Here is a 21,494-nt window from a genome sequence, read left to right on the forward strand (position 1 = left end):
AGTTACGCAGCGCCGCGGCATTTGACGCAGTCCGCATCCGGCACCGGTGTGACGGGAATATTGGTTCCCCGGAGAGCTTTCAGCAGCAGCCCTCTGCCGGGGTTGCGATGGAGCGGAAGGTCCAGCGGTTGCCCGTGCAGATTGGTGGCCACTTCGACGTCGCCCGAGCAATTCCACAGCGCAAGAGAGCGGCCGCCGCGGTAGGCGGACCGATAGTGGATTCCCTCGACCTTCGTCGCAGCGGGCTGGTCCTCGTAGATCGCGCGGGCCCACTGTTGGGTCAGGTCGCGGTCCTCATGGCCGGTGGCCAGCGCAGGTAGGGCACCGATCGCCATCGCGGCGCCCGGCTCATCCAGATCGTAGGTGTCGATCTCCCGCACTGGACGTACCCGGGCAACCCGCCAGTTCGAGCACAACGGCGCGACACCGGCCTCGCCGAATACTTCACAGGCCGCCGTCGCGAGATCCACCCCGAGGTAGATCACCGACCGCCCGTCTGGGTCCATCGCAGGTTCCCCGAAGGGCGGGGTGTGGTGATCGAACCGGGCGAGCGGGCCGTGCGCCCGGAAGGTCACCCCGTCGGGGGTGTGTGGGCCCCGGTGGTAGATCCGATACCACGGTTCAGCGGCACCATCGGCCGGGGTCCACAGCCATCGGTGGTCGGCGTCTGGCAGCGGCCTGCCAGGCGCCTCGAGGGGCTTGGACATTAGGCGGCAGCCAGTGTTTCGACGATGGCGAAGACGTGGTCACTGTCGCGAACCATCTCCTGCGCGGGGGTCCGGCCGTCGAAGTTGTCGTTCGGCCTGTTCATCCAGCGAGACAGGCTCACGACCCCGCCTGGGAACGCGTCTACGAGTCGACGCAGGTCGGGAAGCACCGGTTCCGCGTCGTCCGGGGTGAACTGCCATGCAGGGAATCGCCACTCACGCCCGTCCTTCAGTCCGACGAGGCGATGTTGTGCGACCCACTCCGACACCGTTTGCGCGGAGACACCGAGCATGTCGGCCGCCTGCGCCCGCGTGAACGAGACTTTCAACTGCTCTCGGCGCTGCTCGACCTGAAGCTGAATGTTCGCCTGCTCGAGCTCCGTGGCTTCCTCATCCGAGACGGCCGGACCCCAACCGTCGTCGCCGGCGGGCAGATCCGAAGAGGTGGGGAGGTAGGAATGCCACGGGCCAGCGAGTCCAGGGCCCATTGCCCCTGACGAAGGGAGCGAGGAGTCGCCAGCCGCGCTCAAGTAATCGACTGGGCGGGCGAGCGGGGAGTGAGCAGCTAACGGGGAGTAAAGCCGCTTGTGCCCGACCATGAGCCGGGCTGGCGCGGCCAACTCGGTAGCACGCCATGCCGAGCGGGTCGCCTCGGCCATCTCGGTTACCCACGACAACGTCAGAGGGGTCGCTTGGTGAAACATCTCGAAACCAGTCGCGATCCGGTCCGGGACTGCCGAGTCGCTGAGCACGAATATCAGGTACTCGGGCGTGCCACTCGCGCTCGACGCATTCACTTCCGAATCTGACCGTCCTGTCGCCACTGCGCCACCTCCTACTTCCCTGACCAGCATACGCGGGATATGCGGGCTACGCAGGTAGTGCGCCCACGCGGCCGCCCGATTGGTCACTCCCGGTCCGGCTGCGATCGCGTTCTGACCCGTCGTCACCGCATCTACCCCACACTCGGTACATGCCCACACCGTCGACGGTGCCGTCCCCGATGCTGGCCACGCTCGGTCAGCTTCCGGAGGGTGAGGGCTGAGCATGGGAGATGAAGTGGGATGGTCAACGGGCGATCGCCCAGGTCGAGGCCGGTTCGAGTCGCCTGTTCAGGCGGCGTGCTGAGCCGCACCGTCGTCCCTCCAACGGTAGGGGAACACCTCAATTCCCCGGTCCACGGCAACCGACAACGTGGTGCTGAAGGACAGCACGTCGACGACAACCGCGACATCGGCATCGACATCGATGGCGGAAGCCCCGGTGAGTCCCCAGTCGAATCGGACGGAGTAGGGAAGTTGTTGGTGGGCAGGATTCATATGTCTACTTTCACACGGATGGTCATGTGGAGGGATTGCTGTAATCAACCGGAATCGAATTTCGAGGTTGTCAAGGATGACTTCACGAGCGTCCGACCCTCGGTAGTATCCCGGCGATCACCAAGCGCAGGCAGCCCGCTATCCGACCTTGGCTGTCGTGTCGCAGGTTTTGCGATCCGGGAATCGGCTGTCGGTATCCAGTGTCCATGCAGTACAATCAGATTCGCCTCTACTGAGAATCATGAGGGCGGACCTGGGCGCGGGTCTTCGTTTGCACGTTTCTATCTCATGGGTTCGCGCTAGATTTTGCAGATCCGCGTCCATGGCGATGGGACTGCCCCTGGTTTTGGTTGACATCTGATCTGTGAGGATCGCTCCTCACGATGGAAGGATGCGTGAGCGGATTCTTGACCGGCACGGCTCCCGGAGCGGTGCGGGCCAACGCTTCACCAGTTGACCCGCACCACACTCATGGGACCGGCGTGAACGGCTCTGGGCTTGACGGACGCGCTGCGGTTGGTGCCCGATCCGACGTACTGCACATGACAGCCGCCCCTGTCATCAGCGTGGGTTGAGCTGCCTGTTCGTGTTCGCGAAGAGTTCGCGGTTCGCCGCGCGTGCCGCGTCGAGTTCTTGATCTCGTTCGTCGAGTTGACTGGTCAATTCCATGACGCTTTGTTCGAGCAGGGCAATGCGTTGCTGCAGGTGGTCGATGTCCGGTGGAGCACCGAGCCCGGATTCACGCCAGACCTGTTCGCCGAGCACTGCGGACAGTCTGAGCTGCAGCTGCCTGTTGTGTGTGGACAACCGCGCGATGTGCTGCTGAGCGTTGGCGAGGTCCGCTCGTAGGGATTCTCGTGTCGTCGGCGCCGGGTTCCCCGCGGTCTCAGGCGGCACGAGCTGTGCCGTGTGGATCTGGGCGAGCAGGTCCTTGTGCCGGTACAGGAAGGTGCGATCGACGCCGGCGGCGCGGGCGATCGCGGAGACACTGATCTCGGTCCCGTTCGCGCTGGATGTGTTGAGTGCCTTGACGACTCGTTGTCGCCGCCGCTCGGTGTCGGCGCGGCGGCCGTCGATCATCGGATTTGCCATTTCGTCACGCACCCCTGTCCGGTCGGATATCAGGAACTTGCTGGCGGATTCGTGGTGTTCCGAGGCCGACAACCTGGCTGCGTGCGCGTCGGACGACTGCGATGGACTCGTCGATTCGTCTCCGTTCTGCTGCTGGTAGGTCGTCGACATCGGTTTGGATCCGGGAGATCAGGCTGCGAATGCGGGTTATCTCGTCGTCCGATGGCATGGCCTCTGCCGTGGCCCACTCGTCCGCGATGTGTGTGCTGCGGAGTCGTTCGCGGCTGCGCAGCAGGTCGGCGAGGTATGCCTCGAGGTCCGGTAGGTAGGACACATCGGTCGAGAAGTGCGAGCAGCCGACGCAGCGGAAGCGGACCGGGCAGTCCTGGCCGCCGGCGGCGATGTTGCTGGGCTCGCTGCACGCGCCGTACGGGACGGCGACTTCGCCGACGGCCCGGCGCACGTGTTCGGCGTCGAGCAGCGCTTTCGTCTCGCGCCAGATCTTGTTGCCGTGCCGGTCGAACTGCATCGTGGTGACCCGTTCGACCGCGTCACGGCGCCGTTCCTCGCCAACCCTGTAGTAGGCCTGCGTCGTCTCCATGAGCCGGTGGTCCATCAGTTGTCGCAGTACGTCCACCGGTACGCCGGCATCGGCGTGACGTTGCGCGTAGGTGTGCCGGTAGGCGTAGAGGAAGATCTTCGACTTGTCGAAGGGCCGCTCCTCGGTGACGAGGGTGCCCTCGACTTCCACGGTCACGGGGATGGTGATGTCGGGGAGAGTATCCATTTGCGATGCTGCCAGCTCACCGAGTCGTCGGAGATCGGTCGGTGCCCGTGGGGGTTGCGGGTGGGCGCGGGCAGGAGTATCACTTTGCCGGCGGGCTCGTTCGGGAAGCGGTCACGAACGCGGTCCTGTTGTGCGGTGATCACCGCGGCCGTGGCCTCGGTGATCGGCAGGCGCCGGCCGAGTCTGTTGGCTTTGAAGTTGGTGTACACCAGGACCGGCTTGCCCTGTTCGTCTCGATCCAGGCAGTCGAGACCCAACTGGCAGATCTCGTCGGGTCGGCGGCCGGTGTCGATGAGCAGTTCGACGGCCACCCGGATCTCTCGGGTGTTGGCTTTCTCCAGGTCGTCCAGGCGTGCGCAGATGTGGCGCATTACCTCGACCGGCACATCCCGATGCTGGGTATCGCGCTCTCCCGGTGGTGGCACGTCCTCAGGTGCGAGGGTGAAGTCATCGGGCAGGCCGTGCAACGGCTGACCCGGCGCGGTCAGACCCAAACTCCGCATCCTGGCGAGGACTCGCCGAAGGGTCTGCACCGTGGTCATGCGGGCATAGTCCGACATCGTTCCGCCGGCATGCAGGAACATCAGTCGGTTCAGGAAGCCGGCGATGTCGCTGCGTGAGAGCAGTCTCGGATCATCGCCGCGGTCGCCGGGGCGTTGTAGACGCAAGCTTTCGGAGAGCATCCCGACGACGTTGACCTCGCCTTGCACCAGTTGCTTGGTGGTCTTCGCGTGGCGGCGCGGCAGTTCGTTGTATGCCCACGTCTTCGTGGCTTCGCGTAACCACGGCTGCGAGATCGTCTGGAATCGGAGGGTGCCGTTGTATCCGAAGACGCTGACGTCCCACTCGTCTTTGGCGCGTTCGGATTCCGGGGTGAGCCGAACGCGCCGCACCTCGGTGAGGACGTTCGAGCACACGATCTTCACGCCCTGTCGGAGGTCGGTCAGTACCACCTCCTCCACTGAGGACAGTTGGTGTTCGAGCAGGTGGGCGACGAGTGGACGGAACTGGTCTGCGCGGGTTTTCACACCGTTCGCGGTTCGCCGGGAAAGCCCGTACAGCAACTCCGCGGCCACCCGGTCGGGTAGGCCCCGCAGGCTGCACTCGGTCCCTACCGGGATGGCTGCGTTGGTCCGTCGGAACCACTGCTCGTCGATGTCGTGCGAACTACGCCGTACGGACTCTGGCTGACGCTGGATCTTGACCCACCGCAGCTGGTGATTGATGCAGTACGGTCCACTGCTGGATTCTCGATCGCGGGTACACGCCGCCACGGCGCAGGGCCCGAACGACGCCAGGCCGAACACGTCTGGATGCGCCAGGAACTCCTCCATCGACACCTTCAGTACCCGGGTGCGTCGGTGGTGGTGAGATGCGCAGAGTGCGGTCCCGCGAGACCTCCACGGCCGCTGACACGGCGACACGATGCACAGCCCGTATCCCACTCGCACCGTCGGCCGGTCCTCGTCCATGAACTCGTCGATGGGTGGCTCCCCGTGGTCCTTCCAGCGCTTCATGCATGCCGCGCACAAACCATTCGACGTGTGTGCTTTGAAGTCGCAGCTGGCCACGACACACGAGCTCCACCCGAGCAGAGGATGATCCGCGGGGAACTGGACCACCCGCTCGTGCGCCGACCAACTCAGCAGCGTCAGGAAGTCCGGCGCGATCAACGCCCACAACTCGCCAGCGACCGCCGCGTCACCGCCACGTGTCGGCGACTGGCGTGACCAGACGCTCACCACAGGCCCTCCACCAGCTCGCGGGGCGAGGACACCCGCTCCACTGCCGACCGCACTCGATCCGGTGACGGATGCAGGTACGGCTCCGACGATGACGGGCTCGCATGCCCGAGCAGTTCCTGGATCTCGTCGAGGGACGCCCCGGAATCTGCCAGGTTGCTTGCGAAACCGTGCCGCGCCTGATGTGGAGTGATCGATCGACTCAGTTTCGCCCGCCGGCAGAGCCGCTCGAACAGCTCGTTGATCGCGCCCGTGGACATCGGTGCCCCCACGGGCTCCCGAAACAAGTTGACCAACAAGAAGTCACAATCGGCCGCCCTTGCTTGTTCGGCACGGTCGAGCAGATACAGATCGATCGCGCGCACCACCAGGAAGTCCAGCGGCACCGCCCGCGAGAAGCGTGACTTCGCCTGGGCACCATTGGGATTTTCTCGCCGCACCACATGGACGTGGGCACCCGGGACCGCGCACTTGTGCACCGAATTCACCGGCAACAAATGCAGGTCGCTGCGGCGCAGACCGACCAACTCGCCGCGCCGCAGTCCCGCTCGCGCGAGTAACAGCACGATCAGCCGGTCCCTCGCCGACAGACACGCCTGGAACAACGAGACGATCTCCTCGTCGGTGGCCCGGTCCACGGCGGTCTCCGGCTCGTGCAAGCTGTGCCGCGCCCGCAACCGGTACCTCAGCGTCGCATCCTCTCCCTGCGCAGCCAGGGGCAGATCCCGAGAGTCCGCCAACTCATAGAGCTGCGTCATGACCGCCTGCGGTGCTTCCTTCACAGTCACCGCGAACGACAGAAATCCACGGGTGGCAACGAGGATCTTGTTTATCCGCGATGGGCTTCTCACCGGCTCCACTCCCGGTCCCGCAACTACCCGGCCACCGTCGGCTCGCGTGCACTTCAGCCAGATGATGAACGACGCCAGATCGACTGCGGCGGTCTGCCATTCGCGATGGGTTCGCTGACACCACCGCAGGAACAAGGCCACCGATTCTGCGTAGGACTTCGTTGTCGATTCGGCACGATCACGCCCGAACCTCAGCTCCCGCAGGAACCGGTCCGCGACCTGCTCAACCTCGTACCCATCGTCAACAACCGTCCAATACCCGATACCTGACGGCATCCGAACCCGAAACGCCCGCAACATTCCTCCATGCACTCGGTTGATCAACACCAAGCCACAGAGCTACACCCCCGAGAACCGAACCCGACCGATCCCCAGAGCATGCCCCCGCAACATCACGCCACAGACCGGGAAACCCGAGAGAACGCGACGGACACGGGGTCGGGCCCGGGATCTTCGATCACGGCGCACCGGCTCAAATCAGCACCCATCTCAGCGGTGAGCAGCCCCAGGCTCTGGGATCCGACGACGGCCGCCCAACCGCCTGCGCCGGTCACCGACGCGATCAGGCCCGCGCGCAGGGACGCGACCCCGTCCACGCGGAGGCTGATCCGCGGGTCTCAGTGCGGGAGCAGGTCCGCGATCGGCGACGGCTCCGCGCGCCTAGGCGCCTGAGGTTCGGCCTCGTCGGTGCCCTGACGGGTATCGGCGCTGGTCAGGGCGGCAAGGGAGGGCCTATAGTGGGTCCGGCGGATCGCGCCGGGATCTCGGCCATGCGCTGACGTAGGCGCTCGATCGTCGCCGCTGTCGACTCCGGCACGGCGGACCTCCCTTCGCACGATCCCCCTCTCAGCAGTCTAGAACAGCAGTTCGAATGAATCGTGCTCCGGCGCCTTGCGTGCGAGAGCTATTGCTGCCACCAGGGGTCGACTGCCCAGAGCGGCGACACGGGGCCGTGCCCCGCCCCGAGTGGGTAGGAGTGCCGCACCGCTTCGACGATGTACCTCTTCCCGTGTGCGACGGCGTCGGGCACAGTCATGCCGCGAGCGATGCCCGCGGAGATGGCGGCTCCGAGGTTCTCGCCGCTGCCGTGTGTGTTGTCGGTGGCAAAACGGGGGCCGGGGTACTCGATGAAGTCGGTGCCGTCGTAGAGAAGATCGACACATTCGTCGATGTCCTCGGCCAGGTGCCCGCCCTTGACCAGGACGTATCGGGAGCCGAGATCGTGGAGCGCCTTCGCGGCGTCGTACTGCTCGGCGCGGCTGTGGACGCCGTGCCCGATGAGCAGACGGACTTCGTCGAGGTTGGGAGTGATCAGCGTGGCCCGAGGAAAGAGGCGCGATCGGATCGCGGTGAGAGCGGAATCGTCGACGAGCTGGCTGCCATGCATGGATGCTGCCACCGGGTCGACGACCAGCGGGATACCAGCCGAGCCGATGTTCAGCTGGTCGAACGTGCCGGTCAGCGCCTCGATGAGTGCGGCGGATCCGAGCATGCCGGTCTTGACGACGTTCGCGCCGATGTCGCTGACGACAGCATTGATCTGCGCGGTGACGACCGCGTGAGGAATCTCGTGGATTCCGGTGACTCCTCGGGAGTTCTGCACGGTGACAGCCGTGACGGCGAGAGCGCCGTGTACACCGCATGCGGTCAAGGCCCGTAGATCCGCGGCGATGCCGGCGCCTCCACCGGAGTCGGTTCCGGCGACGGTCAACACGCGTGGGGGTGTGACCCCGACTGCTGGTTCGGACACAGTTAATCCTCGATTCTGTTGTGGGGCGGGGGTCCTGCCGAGTGTGTAGCTGTGTTAGGCGTAGCTGATCCGAGTTCCCTCGCGCACAGTGTCGAGGGTGAAGCAGTGAAACCCACCGCCGAACAGTCGGCGGTGGCGATGCCGGACCGGGACGACGGTGAATCCGGCGTGTTCGAGCGTGCGGACCAGCTCCAGGTACAGGGAGTTGACGATCACGGTGGTCTCGTCGACCGACAGGACGTTCATGTCGATGTAGGTGCTCGAGATCGCGAGGTTGACGTTGGTGCGCTCGTAACTCGGGAAGGCGCCTTCGTCCATCGGCGGTGGGATGAGCACGTCCCAACTGCGAAACGGTTCGGGGAACTGGTCGACGATCTGACGGCTGCGGGTCAGCCAGAGGCCGGGGCGAAGCGGCAACGCCATGCTGTCCATGTGGCTGTCGGTGAGAGCATCGAGACGATGGAATCGGACGCCCTCTACGGTGCGGTCCAGCCAGCACAATCCGAGTTCGTGGTTCCGGTTCGCGACATTGACCAGGACGTCGCGGCCCAACCGGATGCACTGGGCCCCGTCGAAGATCATCTCGAACGCCAGCCCATCGATCGCGGGCATATCGGGGTCGGACAGGGCGGCACGTTCGGTGCCGCTCAGTGAGTAGTAGCTGCGGTCCACGCTCTCCGCGGCCAACGACGGGCGCGGCATCGACAGCCATCGTGAGCCCGCCTCGAAGTAGCGGTAGAAGACAGGCTTGAGGTAGTCGTTCTCGAACAGCCAGGACCGGACGTGCGGCGCTGTTTCGATGATGGTGTCACCGAGGACGATTGCCTGATCGCGCACATTCAACGGCGAGGACTGGATCGTCTCCCAGTACGGCGTGGAGAACGCGGACGCTCCGACGCTGCGGGACGGGCGATGAACTGTGACACCGAGCGAGGTCAGTGTGGTGGCCAGCCCCTCGATGTCCTCGTTCAATTCCTCGACGATCCAGCGGTCAATCGGGACAATCGGCCGGTCGTGCGTTCCGTCGGGGAGGCGATGAAAAGCTTTGGCGCGCAGATAGTGATTGAGGCTGTCCCAGTAGAACGTGCTGAACGATGAGTCGAAGTGAAAGGCCGAGAGGTCGTCCGCCCTCCCGACGACGACCTCGCGCAGCGGTGTCCACTCGTCGTTGGAATGTGCCGCGATCCGCTGCACTTCCGGCATGGCCTGTTCGCCAACGGCTGTCATGATTCCTCCCCTGGATGCCGATGTCGTGCGTGACCGGCAATGTCGTAATTGATCCGAACCCGAACCTGAGCGAAATCGTGGGAACGCACACTCCCGCTCCGTACTGGCAGTGACCAGTCGTGCGACCGTGTACGGCCCGCCTTCTGCGTCCTACCTCGACAGCGCCCGCTCGGAGCTGGGCACCCATGCCTGCGGATAGAGCGCGGTATCCCAGAACAGCAACTCGTATCGCATCGAGGTCGAGAAGGCGTGGGCCATTGCCGCGCGCTCGACCTCGGACGCCTCCATTGCGGCCACGTCGACCAGGCTCCTCGCCTGCGCGACCTCGGCGTGGAACTCCTCGTCTTCGTAACGCAACGCCCAGTCCGCGTAGAGGTGCGGCCGGCCCGACGCGAGTGTCACGGTGGTGCGCTCGGCGAGAGCCCGGCCGACCTCTTGGTAGATCCACCGGCACGGCAACACGGCCGCAGCAGCAACCGAGTACGGCTCCGTCGCAGCAACCGCCATCAGGTACGACGCGTAACCCAGACACGTCGGACTGTGCGTTCGCGACAACTCACGCTCGAGCGCCCACGCCTCGTCCGGCAGATCCTTGTGCAACTTCAATCCGGCATCGGCGGCTGCGACGGCGCACCGCGCCCAGAAGGCGGCCGTCTCAGCATCGGGTGATCTCGCCGCCATGATCCCCAACGCCTTCGCCTCACTCTCGAGATACAGGATGTCCTGCTCGATGAACGTGAAGAACGCATCGAGCGGCAACGTCCCCTACCCCAGTTGGCGCAGAAACTCCAGATCCTCGATCGACCGGCGAGTCTCCTCGATCTCGAGCCACAGACGATCGGTGAATCTCGCTGCGACGTCCCCGGATTCAACGTTGTCGAACATCCATCCCCCTCGATTTCGAACCGACAGACAAAAAATTGGAACAGCGCCACCGAACACTCACCTCATCGATCTCCGGACGGCGCGTTTCCGAAAGCTCCTGGTAGACGCCAAAAACCTGCTCCTCTGCCCTGGGTGGTGAACTGGCCACATCGACGACGAGCCCGAGCGGAACCGGGCGAGCGGTGGGGGTCGCGCGACCCCCACCGCTCGTCATCGCCGGCGGGCGGGGCTTCTATCGATCGGCCGTCCGGGTCAGCGAGTCCAGCGGCAGGTACACCCGTGATCTGGCTTCGGTGAACTCGGCTGCCTTGCCGGCCATCCCTGCCTCGATTGCTTCCGCGGAGTCGAGGCCGTGCTCGGCGGCGTACTGGCGGACATCGGCGGAGATCCGCATGGAGCAGAACTTCGGGCCGCACATCGAGCAGAAGTGGGCCGACTTCGCTGGCTCTGCGGGCAGGGTCTCGTCGTGGAACTCTCTCGCGGTGTCCGGGTCGAGGGACAGTGCGAACTGGTCGTGCCACCGGAAGTCGAACCGCGCCCGAGACAGCGCGTCGTCACGTTCCTGCGCGCGCGGATGCTGTTTCGCGAGGTCCGCGGCGTGGGCGGCGATCTTGTAGGTGATGACGCCGGTCTTGACGTCGTCGCGGTTCGGCAGGCCCAGGTGTTCCTTCGGGGTGACGTAACAGAGCATCGCGGTGCCCGCCTGCGCGATCATCGCCGCGCCGATCGCCGAGGTGATGTGGTCGTAGGCCGGCGCGATGTCGGTGGCGAGGGGGCCGAGCGTGTAAAACGGGGCCTCCTCGCACAGCTCCTCCTCGAGGCGCACGTTCTCGACGATCTTGTGCATCGGCACATGGCCAGGGCCCTCGATCATCACCTGCACCCCATGCGATTTCGCGATCCGGGTCAGCTCGCCGAGAGTGCGAAGTTCGGCGAACTGGGCCTCGTCGTTCGCGTCCGCGATCGATCCCGGTCGCAACCCGTCCCCGAGCGAGAACGTGACGTCGTAGCGGCGGAGGATCTCGCACAGCTCCTCGAAGTGCGTGTAGAGGAACGACTCGCGATGGTGGGCGAGACACCAGGCGGCCATGATGGAGCCGCCTCGCGAGACGATCCCGGTGACGCGTTGGGCCGTCAATGGCACGTAGCGCAGCAGGACACCGGCGTGGACGGTCATGTAGTCCACCCCCTGCTCGCACTGTTCGATCACGGTGTCCCGGTAGATCTCCCACGTCAATGCGGTCGGGTCGCCGTTGACCTTTTCCAGGGCCTGGTAGATCGGCACCGTTCCGACCGGGACCGGGGAGTTGCGCAGAATCCACTCGCGGGTGTCGTGGATGTTCTTGCCGGTGGACAGGTCCATGATGGTGTCGGCGCCCCAGCGGGTGGCCCACACCATTTTCTCGACCTCTTCGTCGATGGACGAGGTGACGGCACTGTTGCCGATGTTCGCGTTGACCTTCACCGCGAACGCCTTGCCGATGATCATCGGTTCGAGCTCAAGGTGGCGGTGGTTGGCCGGGATCACCGCCCGTCCGGCGGCGACCTCCTCGCGAACAACCTCGGCCGCCACGCCCTCGCGGAGAGCGCAGTACCGCATCTCGGCAGTGATGATCCCGGCCCTGGCAGCGTCGAGCTGCGTGCCGTCCCACCGGTCGGCCGACCACGATTCGCGAAGACGGGGAAGTCCGGCTCGAAGGTCGATGTCGGCCTCCGGGTCGGTGTACGGCCCCGAGGTGTCGTAGAGATCGAGGTGCTCGCCGTCGGTGAGGTGGACGCGCCGCACCGGCACGCCGATGCCGTCACCGAACTCGATGTACTCCTTGGTGCTCCCCGCGATCGGTCCGACGGTGACAGAGGCAGGATTCGATCCAGCTGTGCTCATGAAGTGCTCCCTACGCCGGCATTACCCGGACAGGTTCGACGGTCGACGGCCCTAGCCGTCCTCTCAGCCCGCTGGTGCGAGCCCCCGTGTGTGCGATGTGTAGTTGTCACAGGTGACCCCGTGCACCACGGGAGGCTACCAGTAGTCAGCGCAACTCTCGACGGATGCCGAAGAACGACGTGAGACCCGGGCCGACTGGTGGCCGGCCCGGGTCTCACGTCGGGACTGCGTTTCGCCGCACAGAAGTGGCGGCGACGCCGACTCAGCTGGCTGTACCGCCGGCTCCGAAGAACGCGGCGAGCCCGAGAGCGGCACCGATCCCGCCGAGAATTCCCGCGGCGCCGCCGACGATGGTGGCGGCATTGCCCAGCAACTGCAGGTCGGAAGCTGTGACCCCGCGAATAGAAGGTATGGTCAGGTGACCAATTTCAATTCTGGCCAGCACTGCCTCTCTCCCACGCCTTCGCCTGAGTAGGGTCAGCTCGTGACGCCACGACTCCCGCTGCTCCCCGTCCACCGACGCGCCCGGAAAGTGCTTCTCTCCGCGATGATCGCGATGCCGGTGTTGGCGTCCGGACTCTCGGCGCCCGCACTCGCATCGGTTCCCGCGGCGCCGTCCGTCCCGTTCGCTCCGCCAGAACGGTCCATCAGCGAGCGCTACGCTGTCCGGGGCATTCACGACGTGACATCGGTGTCGGTGCCCGGATACCAGCTGTTCCATCCCTCCGACATCGCCACCAGCACCGACCGTCTTCCGGTGGTCACCTTCGGCAACGGCAGCTACGCGACGTTCGAGCAATACGAGGAGTTGCTGCGCCACCTGGCTTCCTGGGGCTTCGTCGTGGTGGTCGCCGACAGCAGCGTCACCGGGGACGGGACCGAGATCCTGTCGGCAGCACGCTATGTTCTGGCACAGAACCACAACCTGGAGAGCGTCTTTCACGATCGCATCGACGTCGACCACGTCGCTGCGGTCGGACATTCGCAAGGTGCCGGTGGAGCCGTCAACGCCAGCGCCGACTCCCACGGACTCATCACGTCCACCGCCGTACTCGATCTGCCCGATCCCTGGTGGGTCACACGGCCGGTCGACGTGATCGATGTCGCCCAGCTGACCGGTCCGGTGTTCTATCTGGCGGGGGCCGACGATCCGGTCTCGACGGCGATACCGCAGGCGGCGTATCACGCGGTCACTCCGGGTCCGGCGGCCAGCGGCCGTCTGCGGGGAGTGGGACACAACTGGCCCGCCGACGGGGGTGGGTTCCGCGGGTATCTCACCGCGTGGCTGCACTTCACTCTGACAGGCGATGCCGACGCCGCAGGTGCCTTCGTCGGTCCGGACCCGGAACTGTTGTCCGATCCGCTGTGGGATGGAACTGCGGTCAAGGGTTGGTGAGATCGTCGTGGGTTCCGAATCCCGATATATCCGGTCTGCGGCCCGGGCGCAGTGAATCCGTCGCCAGCACTGAGCGATCGCCTGAAGGCCTACATGCCGTCGTTCGGAAGTGATGGTGCTGGAGAAGCCCCACGCGCTCGCGCAGCAGTCCCGAGATATGCATCGGTTCGCGTCGATCTTGGCCTCTGCCCGGAATCAGTTCGAGTCCCGCGGTTGTGACGGGCGACGAAATCGCCAGCGAAGTCGGCTGCAGTCGGGCGACCTTCTATGTCCACTTCCCCGGCAAGGTGGAGATCTTGGAGCGATCAGCGCCGAAGCGACCAGCGTCATGTCGTCCTGCGAGGATCTCGACCGAACCCTCGAGACGCTCTCGCGATATGAGCCTGAGTGGAAGTCAGTCGCCGATAGCGGCGCTCTTGATCCGGTGGAGTTCATCGCGGACGATATCGACTGCCCAGCCGATGTCATCGCTTGCGCGCTGATGGAGCAGGTGTAACCCCAGTCCGTCGGCGAGTGCGAGCAGTCGCCGGCCGTTCGTGCGGCTTGCCGGGGACGGTGCTGCTGTTTCGCCTCGGAGCATGGCGGCAATACGGGTGAACAGGTCCAGGAGCTGTGTGTGGGCGTGATCGCGGATCCGGGCGAGGCCTGGGTGCGCGGGGGTCTCGGCGATGAGGGCGATGTTGATCTCGAACTCGCGGCGCGTCTCCGGCGTCAGGGGCATGAGCTCACAGATCGCGGCCAGCGCATACGCGACCGCGTCGGTACTCGGGGTAATCGCGGTGACTCGCGCGGCAGCGCGCTCGACCATGAGCTCGGCGGAGAACTCCAGCAGCCCGGTCTGGGTCGAGAAGAGGTTGCGCAGCGACCCGACCGCCATTCCTGCCTCGGCGGCGACCGTCCGCACCGACACCGCGGTGATGCCGCGCTCGGCGATGATCCGCCAGACGGCCTCGGCCAGCCGGGCTTTGCGTTCCTCGCGCGGGGAGACAGCCGCCACGGGTCCTCCTAGTACGATCGTGCCAACAACAGGTTTGGTACGACTGTACTAAGGGGGCGTCATGCGCGACCACGACACGACGGCAGACGGGGCGGCGAGGTGATCTCGGCCGAGGCAGCGGGAGCCCTCGCGGTGCTGGCGCTCACCGACTCTCTGAGTTTCGGCACGCTCCTCGTGCCGGTCTGGCTGCTGATGACGCCGGGGCGGGTTCGGCCGCACCGCATCCTGATCTACCTCGGCACCGTCGCGGCGGTCTACTACGGAATCGGGATTGCGCTCATGGCCGGCGGCCGCTTTGTGATCGACGGCGCCGCCGGACTGCTGGACACCACGACCGCGACCACCGCGCGGCTCGTCGCTGGCGCCGCGCTGTTGGCGGCCAGCTTCGCCCTCGACACGAAAGCCGCTCGTGCCCGCGCGGCCGAGCGCGCGCAACAGTCGGGGCGGTTGAGCCGCTGGCGTGAACGCGCGATGAGCGACAGTGCGGCATCCGCCTTGGCCGGCCTCGCGGTCGCCGCGGTTCTCCTGGAGGTCGCCTCGATGCTGCCATACCTCGTCGCAACCGGGATCATCGCGGACCAGACTCCCGGCTGGTCAACCGCGCTTCTGGGACTGGCAGGGTACTGCCTGGTGATGGTCGCGCCTGCGTTGCTGCTCACCGCGGGCCGGCTCGTGGCCTGCTCCGCCGTCGAGGTGCCGCTGAAGCGGCTCGACGTCTGGCTGACCCGCAACGCCCGGAGCACGACGTTGTGGATCATCGGCGTCGCCGGATTCTTCCTCGCCGCTACCGCACTCCAAGACCTCGGTTGGGTGCCTCGCTGACGCTGGCCGATCGGCCCGACAAACCCGCGACTAGGCTCTCGCTAACTGAAGATGCACTGGATGAGCCGGAGGCGTCACCCCCCCCTGGGTGGAGTCTCCAGCTTTTCGCTGTGCGCGGCGCTGCGCGGTCATCTTCTCGATCTGTTCGCGGCGGGACGGTTGGCACGGTGACTCCGGCGCCGGTTCACGTTCGACGGTCTCTGCGGGCCGGTAGACGGCGCGGCTGCCGATGATGTCGGGGTGCACGACGAGTTCGGGTCGGCCCTTGGCGTCGGTGTAGCCCATCAGCTCTCTTCGTTCGTCGTGGTCACGTCGCGTAGCTGGACGATCATGTGCCGGCCGATCGCCCCGTCTGGTCGACGGTAGCGGTCAACGACCGCGGCCACGTCGTCTACTGCGCGGCCCGTCTCCCGCACGCGGTATCGGCATCGGCCACCGATCTACCGGCAGAGCTGCGGGAAGGAACCTTCTCCGCAGTCTGGATCGCGCGGTCGATCCGCTGGACCTGGACCCGGGTCTTGTCGTCGAGGCGTTGGGCGTCACCGCGGGCCTCCGACAAAGCCGCACCGGTGTCTTCCCACGTCTGAGGGGTGCTGATCACCGTGTTCAGCGCCTTGTACCCGATCGCTGGCAACTGGTCCTGCGCTGTGTGTTTCGCCTTCGACCGGGCCTTGCGCTGGCGCGCCGATGGCGGGGTCCGGATCGCGTCCGGCTCCGGCAGGGCTCGGCGTTTGCGCACCGTGACACCTGCGACCATCGCGCGCGGGAAGGCGCGCTCGAGGTCCTTCCGCGCGCGGGTCAGGTCAGCGAGTTCGACCATCTCGTCGAGAACCCGCGCCGAGGACCGCTCTTCGGCCCGGTCCTCGACCGCTTCCGGGGTGCTGTACCCGCCGGGCTTGACCGTCGGCGCCCCGGACACGCCGGCCTCCGGATCGAAGGCGACGCTCGGGGCGTCCGGACTGACGCTGTACGCCACACAGGCCCCCTACCCGGCGCAGGAACGAGAAAGGGGCGCGGCAGCGGAACTCTGTCAGAAGTTGGTCGCTGCCACGCCCCAGGCGGGGAATCCACGATCGGCGACCAAACCGACCGCGTCAGATCCCCTCCGCTCACGACACTCTACCCGAGACGCGCCAGCACCGAGAAGTGCTGTCACACAGGCCGAACCGCAGCGAGAACTACCCTGCACGGCAAGGTATGGATCGTCCCCGCGGGCGCACTCAGTTGGTGGCGGCGGCCGTTGCGGTCCCTGCACGCTCGGCGGGAGCCAACATCAGCTTGTGCGGCTGGGATTCGGCCGGCGGAGGGATAGGTGAACCGAGCCCATTTGGGCGCCGGCTCCGGTCATGAGCCGGCTGGTGCTCCGCGAGGTACCGCCGGTACTCGACAGTGACCAACTGTCAGCCTGGAGCGGCCCATATCGCAGTGCACACAGATCGTAGCCGCTACTCGCCGGGTAGACCGGTGGGGATAGACCACCGAGGATGCGGGCCCGGGCACAGTCGGGGGTGCGCCCGGGCACCGCGCAACTGACCCTAGCCAGCGGCGACGCGGCTCGTAGCGATTGTGGTTCAACTCTCAATCGTGCAGGTGCCCCTACTCTCGGCTGACCCGGCCGGGCTTCGTCTACCGAACCGCGGTCGACCTCCACACAGTCATCGCTCGTGGCCATCGATAGTGGGCATGTTTCAGGTGTGCTGGCTCGAGGTCGCGGTGGAGGCATCAGCCGGTGGCTCGGATGGCCACCTGTTTCCGCGGTTCAGCTCACCGGTTGTCGACTTGCTCCGAGAGGCCCCGAAGGCGAGCCACAACAGGAACCCGAACCCGGCCGTCACGTAGAGGGTGCCGAGTCCGTGCTGCCACAATGCCCAGTCGAGCTCGCGATCTTCGGCTGTCGGCAGCAGGTGTTGCGGTCCGATCAGGAACAGTGCCCCGATTCCGTTGGCGGCGAATACATTCCACGTACTGGGTGCCCGTAGCGCCCCGAGTGTGAGCACCAGCAGCGCCGGCGCCGCCCACACCCAGTGGTGCGACCACGACACCGGCGAGGCCAGCAGGATCGCCGTCGCGTTCGCTAGCGCTGCCAGCACAAGATCGTCATGGGCCAGCGCTCGCCAGATGGCAATCGCCGCGACCGCCAGCATCACCGCAACAGCGACCAACCACAACACCGACCCGATGTGCTCTGGCGGCCCGAATCGCGAGATGACGGCCTTGAAGGACTCGTTGTTGGCGAAGTAGGCGGGTCCGATTCGGCCCGTGTCCGGGAGGGTCTGCGACCAGTATTTCGCGGATTCCTGAGGCATTACGACGAGGGCCAGCGCGGTGAATCCGAGCGCCGCACCGACGATGTGAGCACTGGTCCGCCAGTCACGCTTGACCAGGAACAACAGCAGGAAGCCGATGGGGGTCAGCTTGATCGCCGCGGCGAGCCCGATCAGCAATCCACGCGGCCATCTCGGGTCATTCGTCAGCATGTCAACTGCCACCAAAGCCATCAGGACCATGTTGATCTGGCCGAAGCTGATGGTCTCGCGAACCGGTTCGAGCTGGAGTGCCAGAGCGACGGCGATGACCGTGGCGCTCCACGCGGCTCGAGGGCCCAGTTGCGGCCACACGCGATCGAGAACCACCCGCAGTGTGACCGCCAGCGCTACAACGGATACCAAGGTGAAGACGAGCTTGCCGAGGCCGAACGGAATCACCGTCAGCGGGGCGAACAGCATCGCCGCGATCGGCGGGTACGTGAACGGCAGCCGGAAGTCACCGACCACCGGGGGCAACGCCCCGTAGATATCGCCGCCGTCCAGCAGCACTTGTGCACCCACCCGGTAAACGCGCAGGTCGATGAAGTCATTTCCTACGAGAAGAACGATGGTCAGGACAGCCGATATGGCCAAGGCAACCGCGGCGACAGGAGCAGCTGCACGGCTGCCGAGAAAGAACTCCACTGACGTCCGGCCGCTTCGTGTTTGCCCTAAATATCTCACTCGGCAAACCTAACAGCCGGTATTCCATGATCTCGGCCACTGCCCACGCCGATCGCTCGCGGTGGCCAGACTCAGTTCGTAGTCAGGACAGCGCTGATGGCGCGGTGGAGGTCAACCCATTGCTCGGCACCGGCACGGAGTTCGGCTCGCCCTACGTCGGTGATGGACACGTAGAAGCGGCGGCTGCCGTCAGTGGGTTAATCCTGGGTTACGTGGCCGGCACTTTTCATCCGCGCGAGGAGGGCATAGGTGGTGCCGTTCGAGATGCTGATGCCTCGATCGGCGAGCCGGTCACGTAGTTCGTAGCCGTAGAGGGGAGCCTCGGCAACAAGCGCGAGCACACAGAGGTCCAGCACTCCGCAAAGTGTCAGGGTTCCTCGGCTGATCACAGGCTGTGCGGTGTGGAGGGAGGGGCAGCGATCGGGGGGGAGGCTTGGTTCGACGGTGTTCAGTGTGGAGCCGGCCCACAGTTGGGTCTGGATGCGGGAGATTCGCCGGCCTGGTCTGGCGAGAGGTAGTGCGGATTCGGAGACAGGGTCGTCGACCATGCGCCGTAGGAAGGTCAGGATCGGGCGCGGTCCGCCGTGGTCGAGGGCATAGTCATCAGCCGACGCTTCCGCCGTCCAGTGGAACCGGACGAGCAGGCCGATGTGCAACAGCCCCAGCCCGGTCAGCGCCGCCAGCGCGGCGAGCAGGGGTGGTGGAACGTCCTCCCGAAGTGCCGTGGCAGATGCGACGGCGATACCGGCTACGGCCAGGGCCCATCCGAACCAGCGGCAGGCGCGTGTACGGGCACGCCGGTGACGGTGACCGAGTGCGTGCAGGAGCATGCCATCGACGGCGGCGACGTCGAAGATGTCGTCTTCGGTTGGGGTGTAGTGGATCCGAATGGTGTCGGTACTGCTGTCGTAGACGGCCGGGCACACGCACTCATGGCCGCTGGTATCGACGGGAACGATCCAAGCATCGGGTGTGCCGTTCTGGCCTGTGAGTCGACACAGCATCTCGAGCCGCTCCGTCAGCCACCTCGCAGCGCCGTCGGGATTCGGGACGGGTCCTATCGACCCGTCACCCTTCACGGTCACCATCTGCATCGTCTCCTCCGTCATATTTCGCCTGACCCTGCCTGTAGCCCTCTACTGAGGCGTTCGCCGCGCTTGCGCTCGCCCTTGTTCCCGATAGCCAGTCCGATCCGCCGTGCGCTGCTTGTACTGGCGCTGTCGGTTCGCAGTCGAGATCGTCGAAGACATCACGGGACGCAGTGATCGATGGTCGGGTGGACGTCGCCTTCGCCCGCAAACACTGGAGTGCCCATCCATTGCCGGAGCATGTCACTGCGGCACCCGCCTACCTCGACGCTCTGCATCTGCTCGTCGAGTGGCTATCCACTCGCGGGCCGCGACCACATCGAACTCGACGACCTCGACGGCCTGACCGAGTGGGTGCCGGGAGCCGGGCACACGTCCTTCGACCAGACAGCTCTGTCGGCGCAGTCCATCGCGAGCATCATCGTCGTATCAGGACACGTTTGCTAGATAATACTGGTTATCTAGCAAACCTGTCCTGATGCGATGAATCCCCGTTGTTCGTCAACCCCTTTCGTCGCCGCCGCCGGCGGCCGCGGCGATTGCGCTTGCATCGTCGTGCGCCGCTCGCCCCGCGTCTGTTGTCCAGCCGTTCGCCGCGACGGCCGCGCTCGGCGCAACGCTGCGCGAACTACCACACGCGATCGCCCTTCCATCCGACGCAGGGAACCTCGCATACGTGCTACGCAACTTCACCGTCGGATTCGTCACTGAGGAACAGGCATACGTCGGCCTGGTCGCCAACGGCGAATGGGACAGTCTCATCCAGATGCCTCCCGGCCACGAACGAGCCGAACCGGACGGTGCCTCCGACGCCATCACCGTCCTCGGCGACAACCGCGACCAACGGTTTCGCGCAGGCATCGAAGTGATCCTCGCCGGAAGCGTCGCCTAGCCCAAACCCGGCACCAGTCGCTCGGGAGTCACGCATCCCCGGCCGCTTCCGTAGCGCCGACCAGCCGAGAATGGCTATCACCGGCCAGGTGAAGCCACAGGCAGACTCAGATGCACTCAAATCATCTGAACAGCAACAAGTTCCGAACGAATACCCTTCACGTATCCCACAGGATCGGGGGATTCAGGTTAACTGATCGTTTCAGAATGAGTTCGGCGTGGCAGATGGTGCCCTGCGCGGGTTTCGGGCACCGTGTTGCCGGTGCCTGTTGATCTTGTTCCTGACGATCTGTGGGAGCGGGTAGCACCCCTGCTCCCGCCCAGATCTGCTCGCCGCTACCGACACCCGGGGCGCAAGCCGGTCGACGACCGAGTCGCGTTGGCCGGCATCATGTTCGTTTTGCGCACCAATGTCGCCTGGCGTGACGTCCCCGCCGAGAAGATCGGATGCAGTGGCGTGACCTGCTGGCGCAGGCTGCGGGAATGGACCGAGGCCGGGGTGTGGGCGCGGCTGCACGAAACGCTCCTCGCGGAGCTGCGGGCCGCCGACCTGCTCGAGATGAACGACGTCGCCATCGACGGCTCGCACGTGCGAGCCCTCAAAGGGGGGATCACACCGGTCCGTCCCCGGTCGACCGCGCCCGCACCGGCAGCAAACACCATGTGATCGTCGACCGACACGGAACACCCCTGGCAGTGTCGCTGACCGGCGGAAACCGACACGACGTCACCCAACTGATGCCGCTGGTCGAGGCGATCCCCCGCATCCGTGGCCGTCGCGGTAGGCCCAGGAACAGGCCTCGTAGGCTGTTCGCCGACCGAGGATACGACTACGACAAGTACCGGAACCTGCTCCGCGGAAAGGGCATCACTCCGATGATCGCTCGCCGCGGTGTCGCACACGGTTCGGGTCTCGGGAAAGTTCGCTGGGTCGTCGAGCGAACCTTCGCCTGGCTCCACCAATTCAAGCGTCTGCGAACACGTTCCGAGGTACATGCGAACCTTCACCAAGGCCTGCTCGAACTCGCGTGCAGCATCATCTGTTTGAGGCGACTACGAAAGTCATTCTGAAACGATCAGCAAGTG

20 protein-coding genes and 2 pseudogenes are annotated in these 21,494 nt (G+C 65.6%); 5 read left to right on the forward strand and 17 right to left on the reverse strand.

Features of this window, described 5'->3' with window-relative positions; translation table 11 throughout:
- Nucleotides 1–2 precede the first annotated feature (2 nt).
- From RR1_RS20160 to RR1_RS22160, 13 genes and pseudogenes are all read right to left on the reverse strand, one after another.
- Nucleotides 3–707, reverse strand: coding sequence for an RES family NAD+ phosphorylase (locus RR1_RS20160; RefSeq protein ID WP_040775622.1), 705 nt, complete (start codon nucleotides 705–707; stop codon nucleotides 3–5).
- Entirely contained in the window at nucleotides 707–1,531 is an 825-nt protein-coding gene (locus tag RR1_RS20165; protein ID WP_169847070.1) for a helix-turn-helix domain-containing protein, read from the reverse strand. The genes RR1_RS20160 and RR1_RS20165 overlap by 1 nt, the downstream gene beginning before the upstream one ends.
- 294 nt (nucleotides 1,532–1,825) lie before the next feature.
- A pseudogene (locus RR1_RS20170) lies at nucleotides 1,826–2,026 on the reverse strand (2-phosphosulfolactate phosphatase); the annotation flags it as partial.
- 561 nt (nucleotides 2,027–2,587) lie between these two features.
- Nucleotides 2,588–3,190: a DUF6262 family protein gene (locus RR1_RS20175; protein WP_238559099.1), complete on the reverse strand. Its 603-nt coding sequence runs from the start codon at nucleotides 3,188–3,190 to the stop codon at nucleotides 2,588–2,590.
- Nucleotides 3,123–3,854, reverse strand: coding sequence for a tyrosine-type recombinase/integrase (locus RR1_RS20180; RefSeq protein ID WP_010840363.1), 732 nt, complete (start codon nucleotides 3,852–3,854; stop codon nucleotides 3,123–3,125). The genes RR1_RS20175 and RR1_RS20180 overlap by 68 nt, the downstream gene beginning before the upstream one ends.
- Nucleotides 3,851–5,629 carry a site-specific integrase gene (locus RR1_RS22150; protein WP_143153961.1) on the reverse strand — a complete coding sequence of 593 codons (1,779 nt, stop codon included), beginning with the start codon at nucleotides 5,627–5,629 and terminating at the stop codon, nucleotides 3,851–3,853. Before RR1_RS22150 ends, RR1_RS20180 begins: the two co-directional genes overlap by 4 nt.
- A complete protein-coding gene (locus tag RR1_RS20190) occupies nucleotides 5,623–6,618 on the reverse strand; it encodes a tyrosine-type recombinase/integrase (protein WP_307718153.1) in 996 nt (331 codons plus the stop codon). The genes RR1_RS22150 and RR1_RS20190 overlap by 7 nt, the downstream gene beginning before the upstream one ends.
- A 251-nt stretch (nucleotides 6,619–6,869) precedes the next feature.
- Nucleotides 6,870–7,073, reverse strand: coding sequence for an ImuA'/RecA-like NTPase (locus tag RR1_RS23210; protein WP_010840360.1), 204 nt, complete (start codon nucleotides 7,071–7,073; stop codon nucleotides 6,870–6,872).
- Between the two features lie 308 nt (nucleotides 7,074–7,381).
- A complete protein-coding gene (gene thiD / locus RR1_RS20195) occupies nucleotides 7,382–8,227 on the reverse strand; it encodes a bifunctional hydroxymethylpyrimidine kinase/phosphomethylpyrimidine kinase (RefSeq protein WP_040775612.1) in 846 nt (281 codons plus the stop codon).
- A gap of 54 nt (nucleotides 8,228–8,281) precedes the next feature.
- Complete coding sequence (locus RR1_RS20200; protein ID WP_238559098.1) at nucleotides 8,282–9,454, reverse strand: inosamine-phosphate amidinotransferase 1; 1,173 nt, start codon at nucleotides 9,452–9,454, stop codon at nucleotides 8,282–8,284.
- A gap of 150 nt (nucleotides 9,455–9,604) precedes the next feature.
- Nucleotides 9,605–10,339 (reverse strand): annotated as a pseudogene (locus RR1_RS20205) (TenA family protein).
- 232 nt (nucleotides 10,340–10,571) lie between these two features.
- Entirely contained in the window at nucleotides 10,572–12,224 is a 1,653-nt protein-coding gene (gene thiC / locus RR1_RS20210; RefSeq protein ID WP_010840354.1) for a phosphomethylpyrimidine synthase ThiC, read from the reverse strand.
- A gap of 262 nt (nucleotides 12,225–12,486) precedes the next feature.
- Nucleotides 12,487–12,669: a hypothetical protein gene (locus tag RR1_RS22160; protein ID WP_010840352.1), complete on the reverse strand. Its 183-nt coding sequence runs from the start codon at nucleotides 12,667–12,669 to the stop codon at nucleotides 12,487–12,489.
- 111 nt (nucleotides 12,670–12,780) lie between these two features.
- Here RR1_RS22160 and RR1_RS20215 point away from each other — a divergent pair, with 111 nt between their 5' ends.
- Together RR1_RS20215 and RR1_RS20220 are read left to right on the forward strand one after the other, a co-directional pair.
- Nucleotides 12,781–13,620 (forward strand): poly(ethylene terephthalate) hydrolase family protein, encoded by an 840-nt coding sequence (locus tag RR1_RS20215; RefSeq protein WP_443096416.1) that lies wholly within the window; start codon nucleotides 12,781–12,783, stop codon nucleotides 13,618–13,620.
- A 215-nt stretch (nucleotides 13,621–13,835) separates the two neighbouring features.
- Entirely contained in the window at nucleotides 13,836–14,102 is a 267-nt protein-coding gene (locus RR1_RS20220) for a TetR family transcriptional regulator (RefSeq protein WP_071990793.1), read from the forward strand.
- On the opposite strand, the gene RR1_RS20225 is transcribed toward RR1_RS20220, so the two are convergent.
- Nucleotides 14,015–14,617: a TetR/AcrR family transcriptional regulator gene (locus tag RR1_RS20225; protein WP_010840350.1), complete on the reverse strand. Its 603-nt coding sequence runs from the start codon at nucleotides 14,615–14,617 to the stop codon at nucleotides 14,015–14,017. The two genes, RR1_RS20220 and RR1_RS20225, sit on opposite strands and share 88 nt — an antisense overlap.
- Nucleotides 14,618–14,716: 99 nt before the next feature.
- Between RR1_RS20225 and RR1_RS20230 the strand changes: the two genes are divergently transcribed.
- The gene (locus tag RR1_RS20230) at nucleotides 14,717–15,439 is read left to right on the forward strand and encodes a GAP family protein (RefSeq protein ID WP_010840349.1); all 723 of its coding nucleotides are present in this window, start codon (nucleotides 14,717–14,719) and stop codon (nucleotides 15,437–15,439) included.
- A gap of 391 nt (nucleotides 15,440–15,830) precedes the next feature.
- Here the strand turns inward: RR1_RS20230 and RR1_RS20240 are convergent, their stop codons facing one another.
- The 3 genes from RR1_RS20240 to RR1_RS21715 form a co-directional block, all read right to left on the reverse strand.
- Nucleotides 15,831–16,415, reverse strand: coding sequence for a hypothetical protein (locus tag RR1_RS20240; RefSeq protein WP_010840346.1), 585 nt, complete (start codon nucleotides 16,413–16,415; stop codon nucleotides 15,831–15,833).
- Nucleotides 16,416–17,127: 712 nt separating this feature from the next.
- Entirely contained in the window at nucleotides 17,128–18,390 is a 1,263-nt protein-coding gene (locus RR1_RS20245) for a glycosyltransferase 87 family protein (RefSeq protein WP_010840345.1), read from the reverse strand.
- A 236-nt stretch (nucleotides 18,391–18,626) separates the two neighbouring features.
- Nucleotides 18,627–19,523: a PadR family transcriptional regulator gene (locus tag RR1_RS21715; protein ID WP_169847071.1), complete on the reverse strand. Its 897-nt coding sequence runs from the start codon at nucleotides 19,521–19,523 to the stop codon at nucleotides 18,627–18,629.
- Between the two features lie 670 nt (nucleotides 19,524–20,193).
- Between RR1_RS21715 and RR1_RS20260 the strand changes: the two genes are divergently transcribed.
- Nucleotides 20,194–20,409: a hypothetical protein gene (locus RR1_RS20260; protein ID WP_010840340.1), complete on the forward strand. Its 216-nt coding sequence runs from the start codon at nucleotides 20,194–20,196 to the stop codon at nucleotides 20,407–20,409.
- A gap of 261 nt (nucleotides 20,410–20,670) precedes the next feature.
- Nucleotides 20,671–21,479 (forward strand): IS5 family transposase gene (locus tag RR1_RS20270; protein WP_143153963.1). Its coding sequence is split into 2 segments (ribosomal slippage): nucleotides 20,671–21,010 and nucleotides 21,010–21,479, totalling 810 coding nucleotides; the frame shifts between segments, so codons are not numbered across the junction.
- The last annotated feature ends 15 nt before the right edge of the window (nucleotides 21,480–21,494 follow it).

This window comes from Rhodococcus rhodnii NBRC 100604, assembly GCF_001894925.1.
In the GTDB taxonomy this organism is placed as follows: domain Bacteria; phylum Actinomycetota; class Actinomycetes; order Mycobacteriales; family Mycobacteriaceae; genus Rhodococcus_F; species Rhodococcus_F rhodnii.

Excerpts from the sequence above, each read along its gene's own strand:
- thiC (WP_010840354.1), bottom strand. The coding sequence starts at position 12,224 with ATGAGCACAGCTGGATCGAATCCTGCCTCTGTCACCGTCGGACCGATC.
- RR1_RS20160 (WP_040775622.1), bottom strand. The coding sequence starts at position 707 with ATGTCCAAGCCCCTCGAGGCGCCTGGCAGGCCGCTGCCAGACGCCGAC.
- RR1_RS20215 (WP_443096416.1), top strand. The coding sequence starts at position 12,781 with ATGCCGGTGTTGGCGTCCGGACTCTCGGCGCCCGCACTCGCATCGGTT.
- RR1_RS21715 (WP_169847071.1), bottom strand. The coding sequence starts at position 19,523 with ATGCAGATGGTGACCGTGAAGGGTGACGGGTCGATAGGACCCGTCCCG.
- RR1_RS20200 (WP_238559098.1), bottom strand. The coding sequence starts at position 9,454 with ATGACAGCCGTTGGCGAACAGGCCATGCCGGAAGTGCAGCGGATCGCG.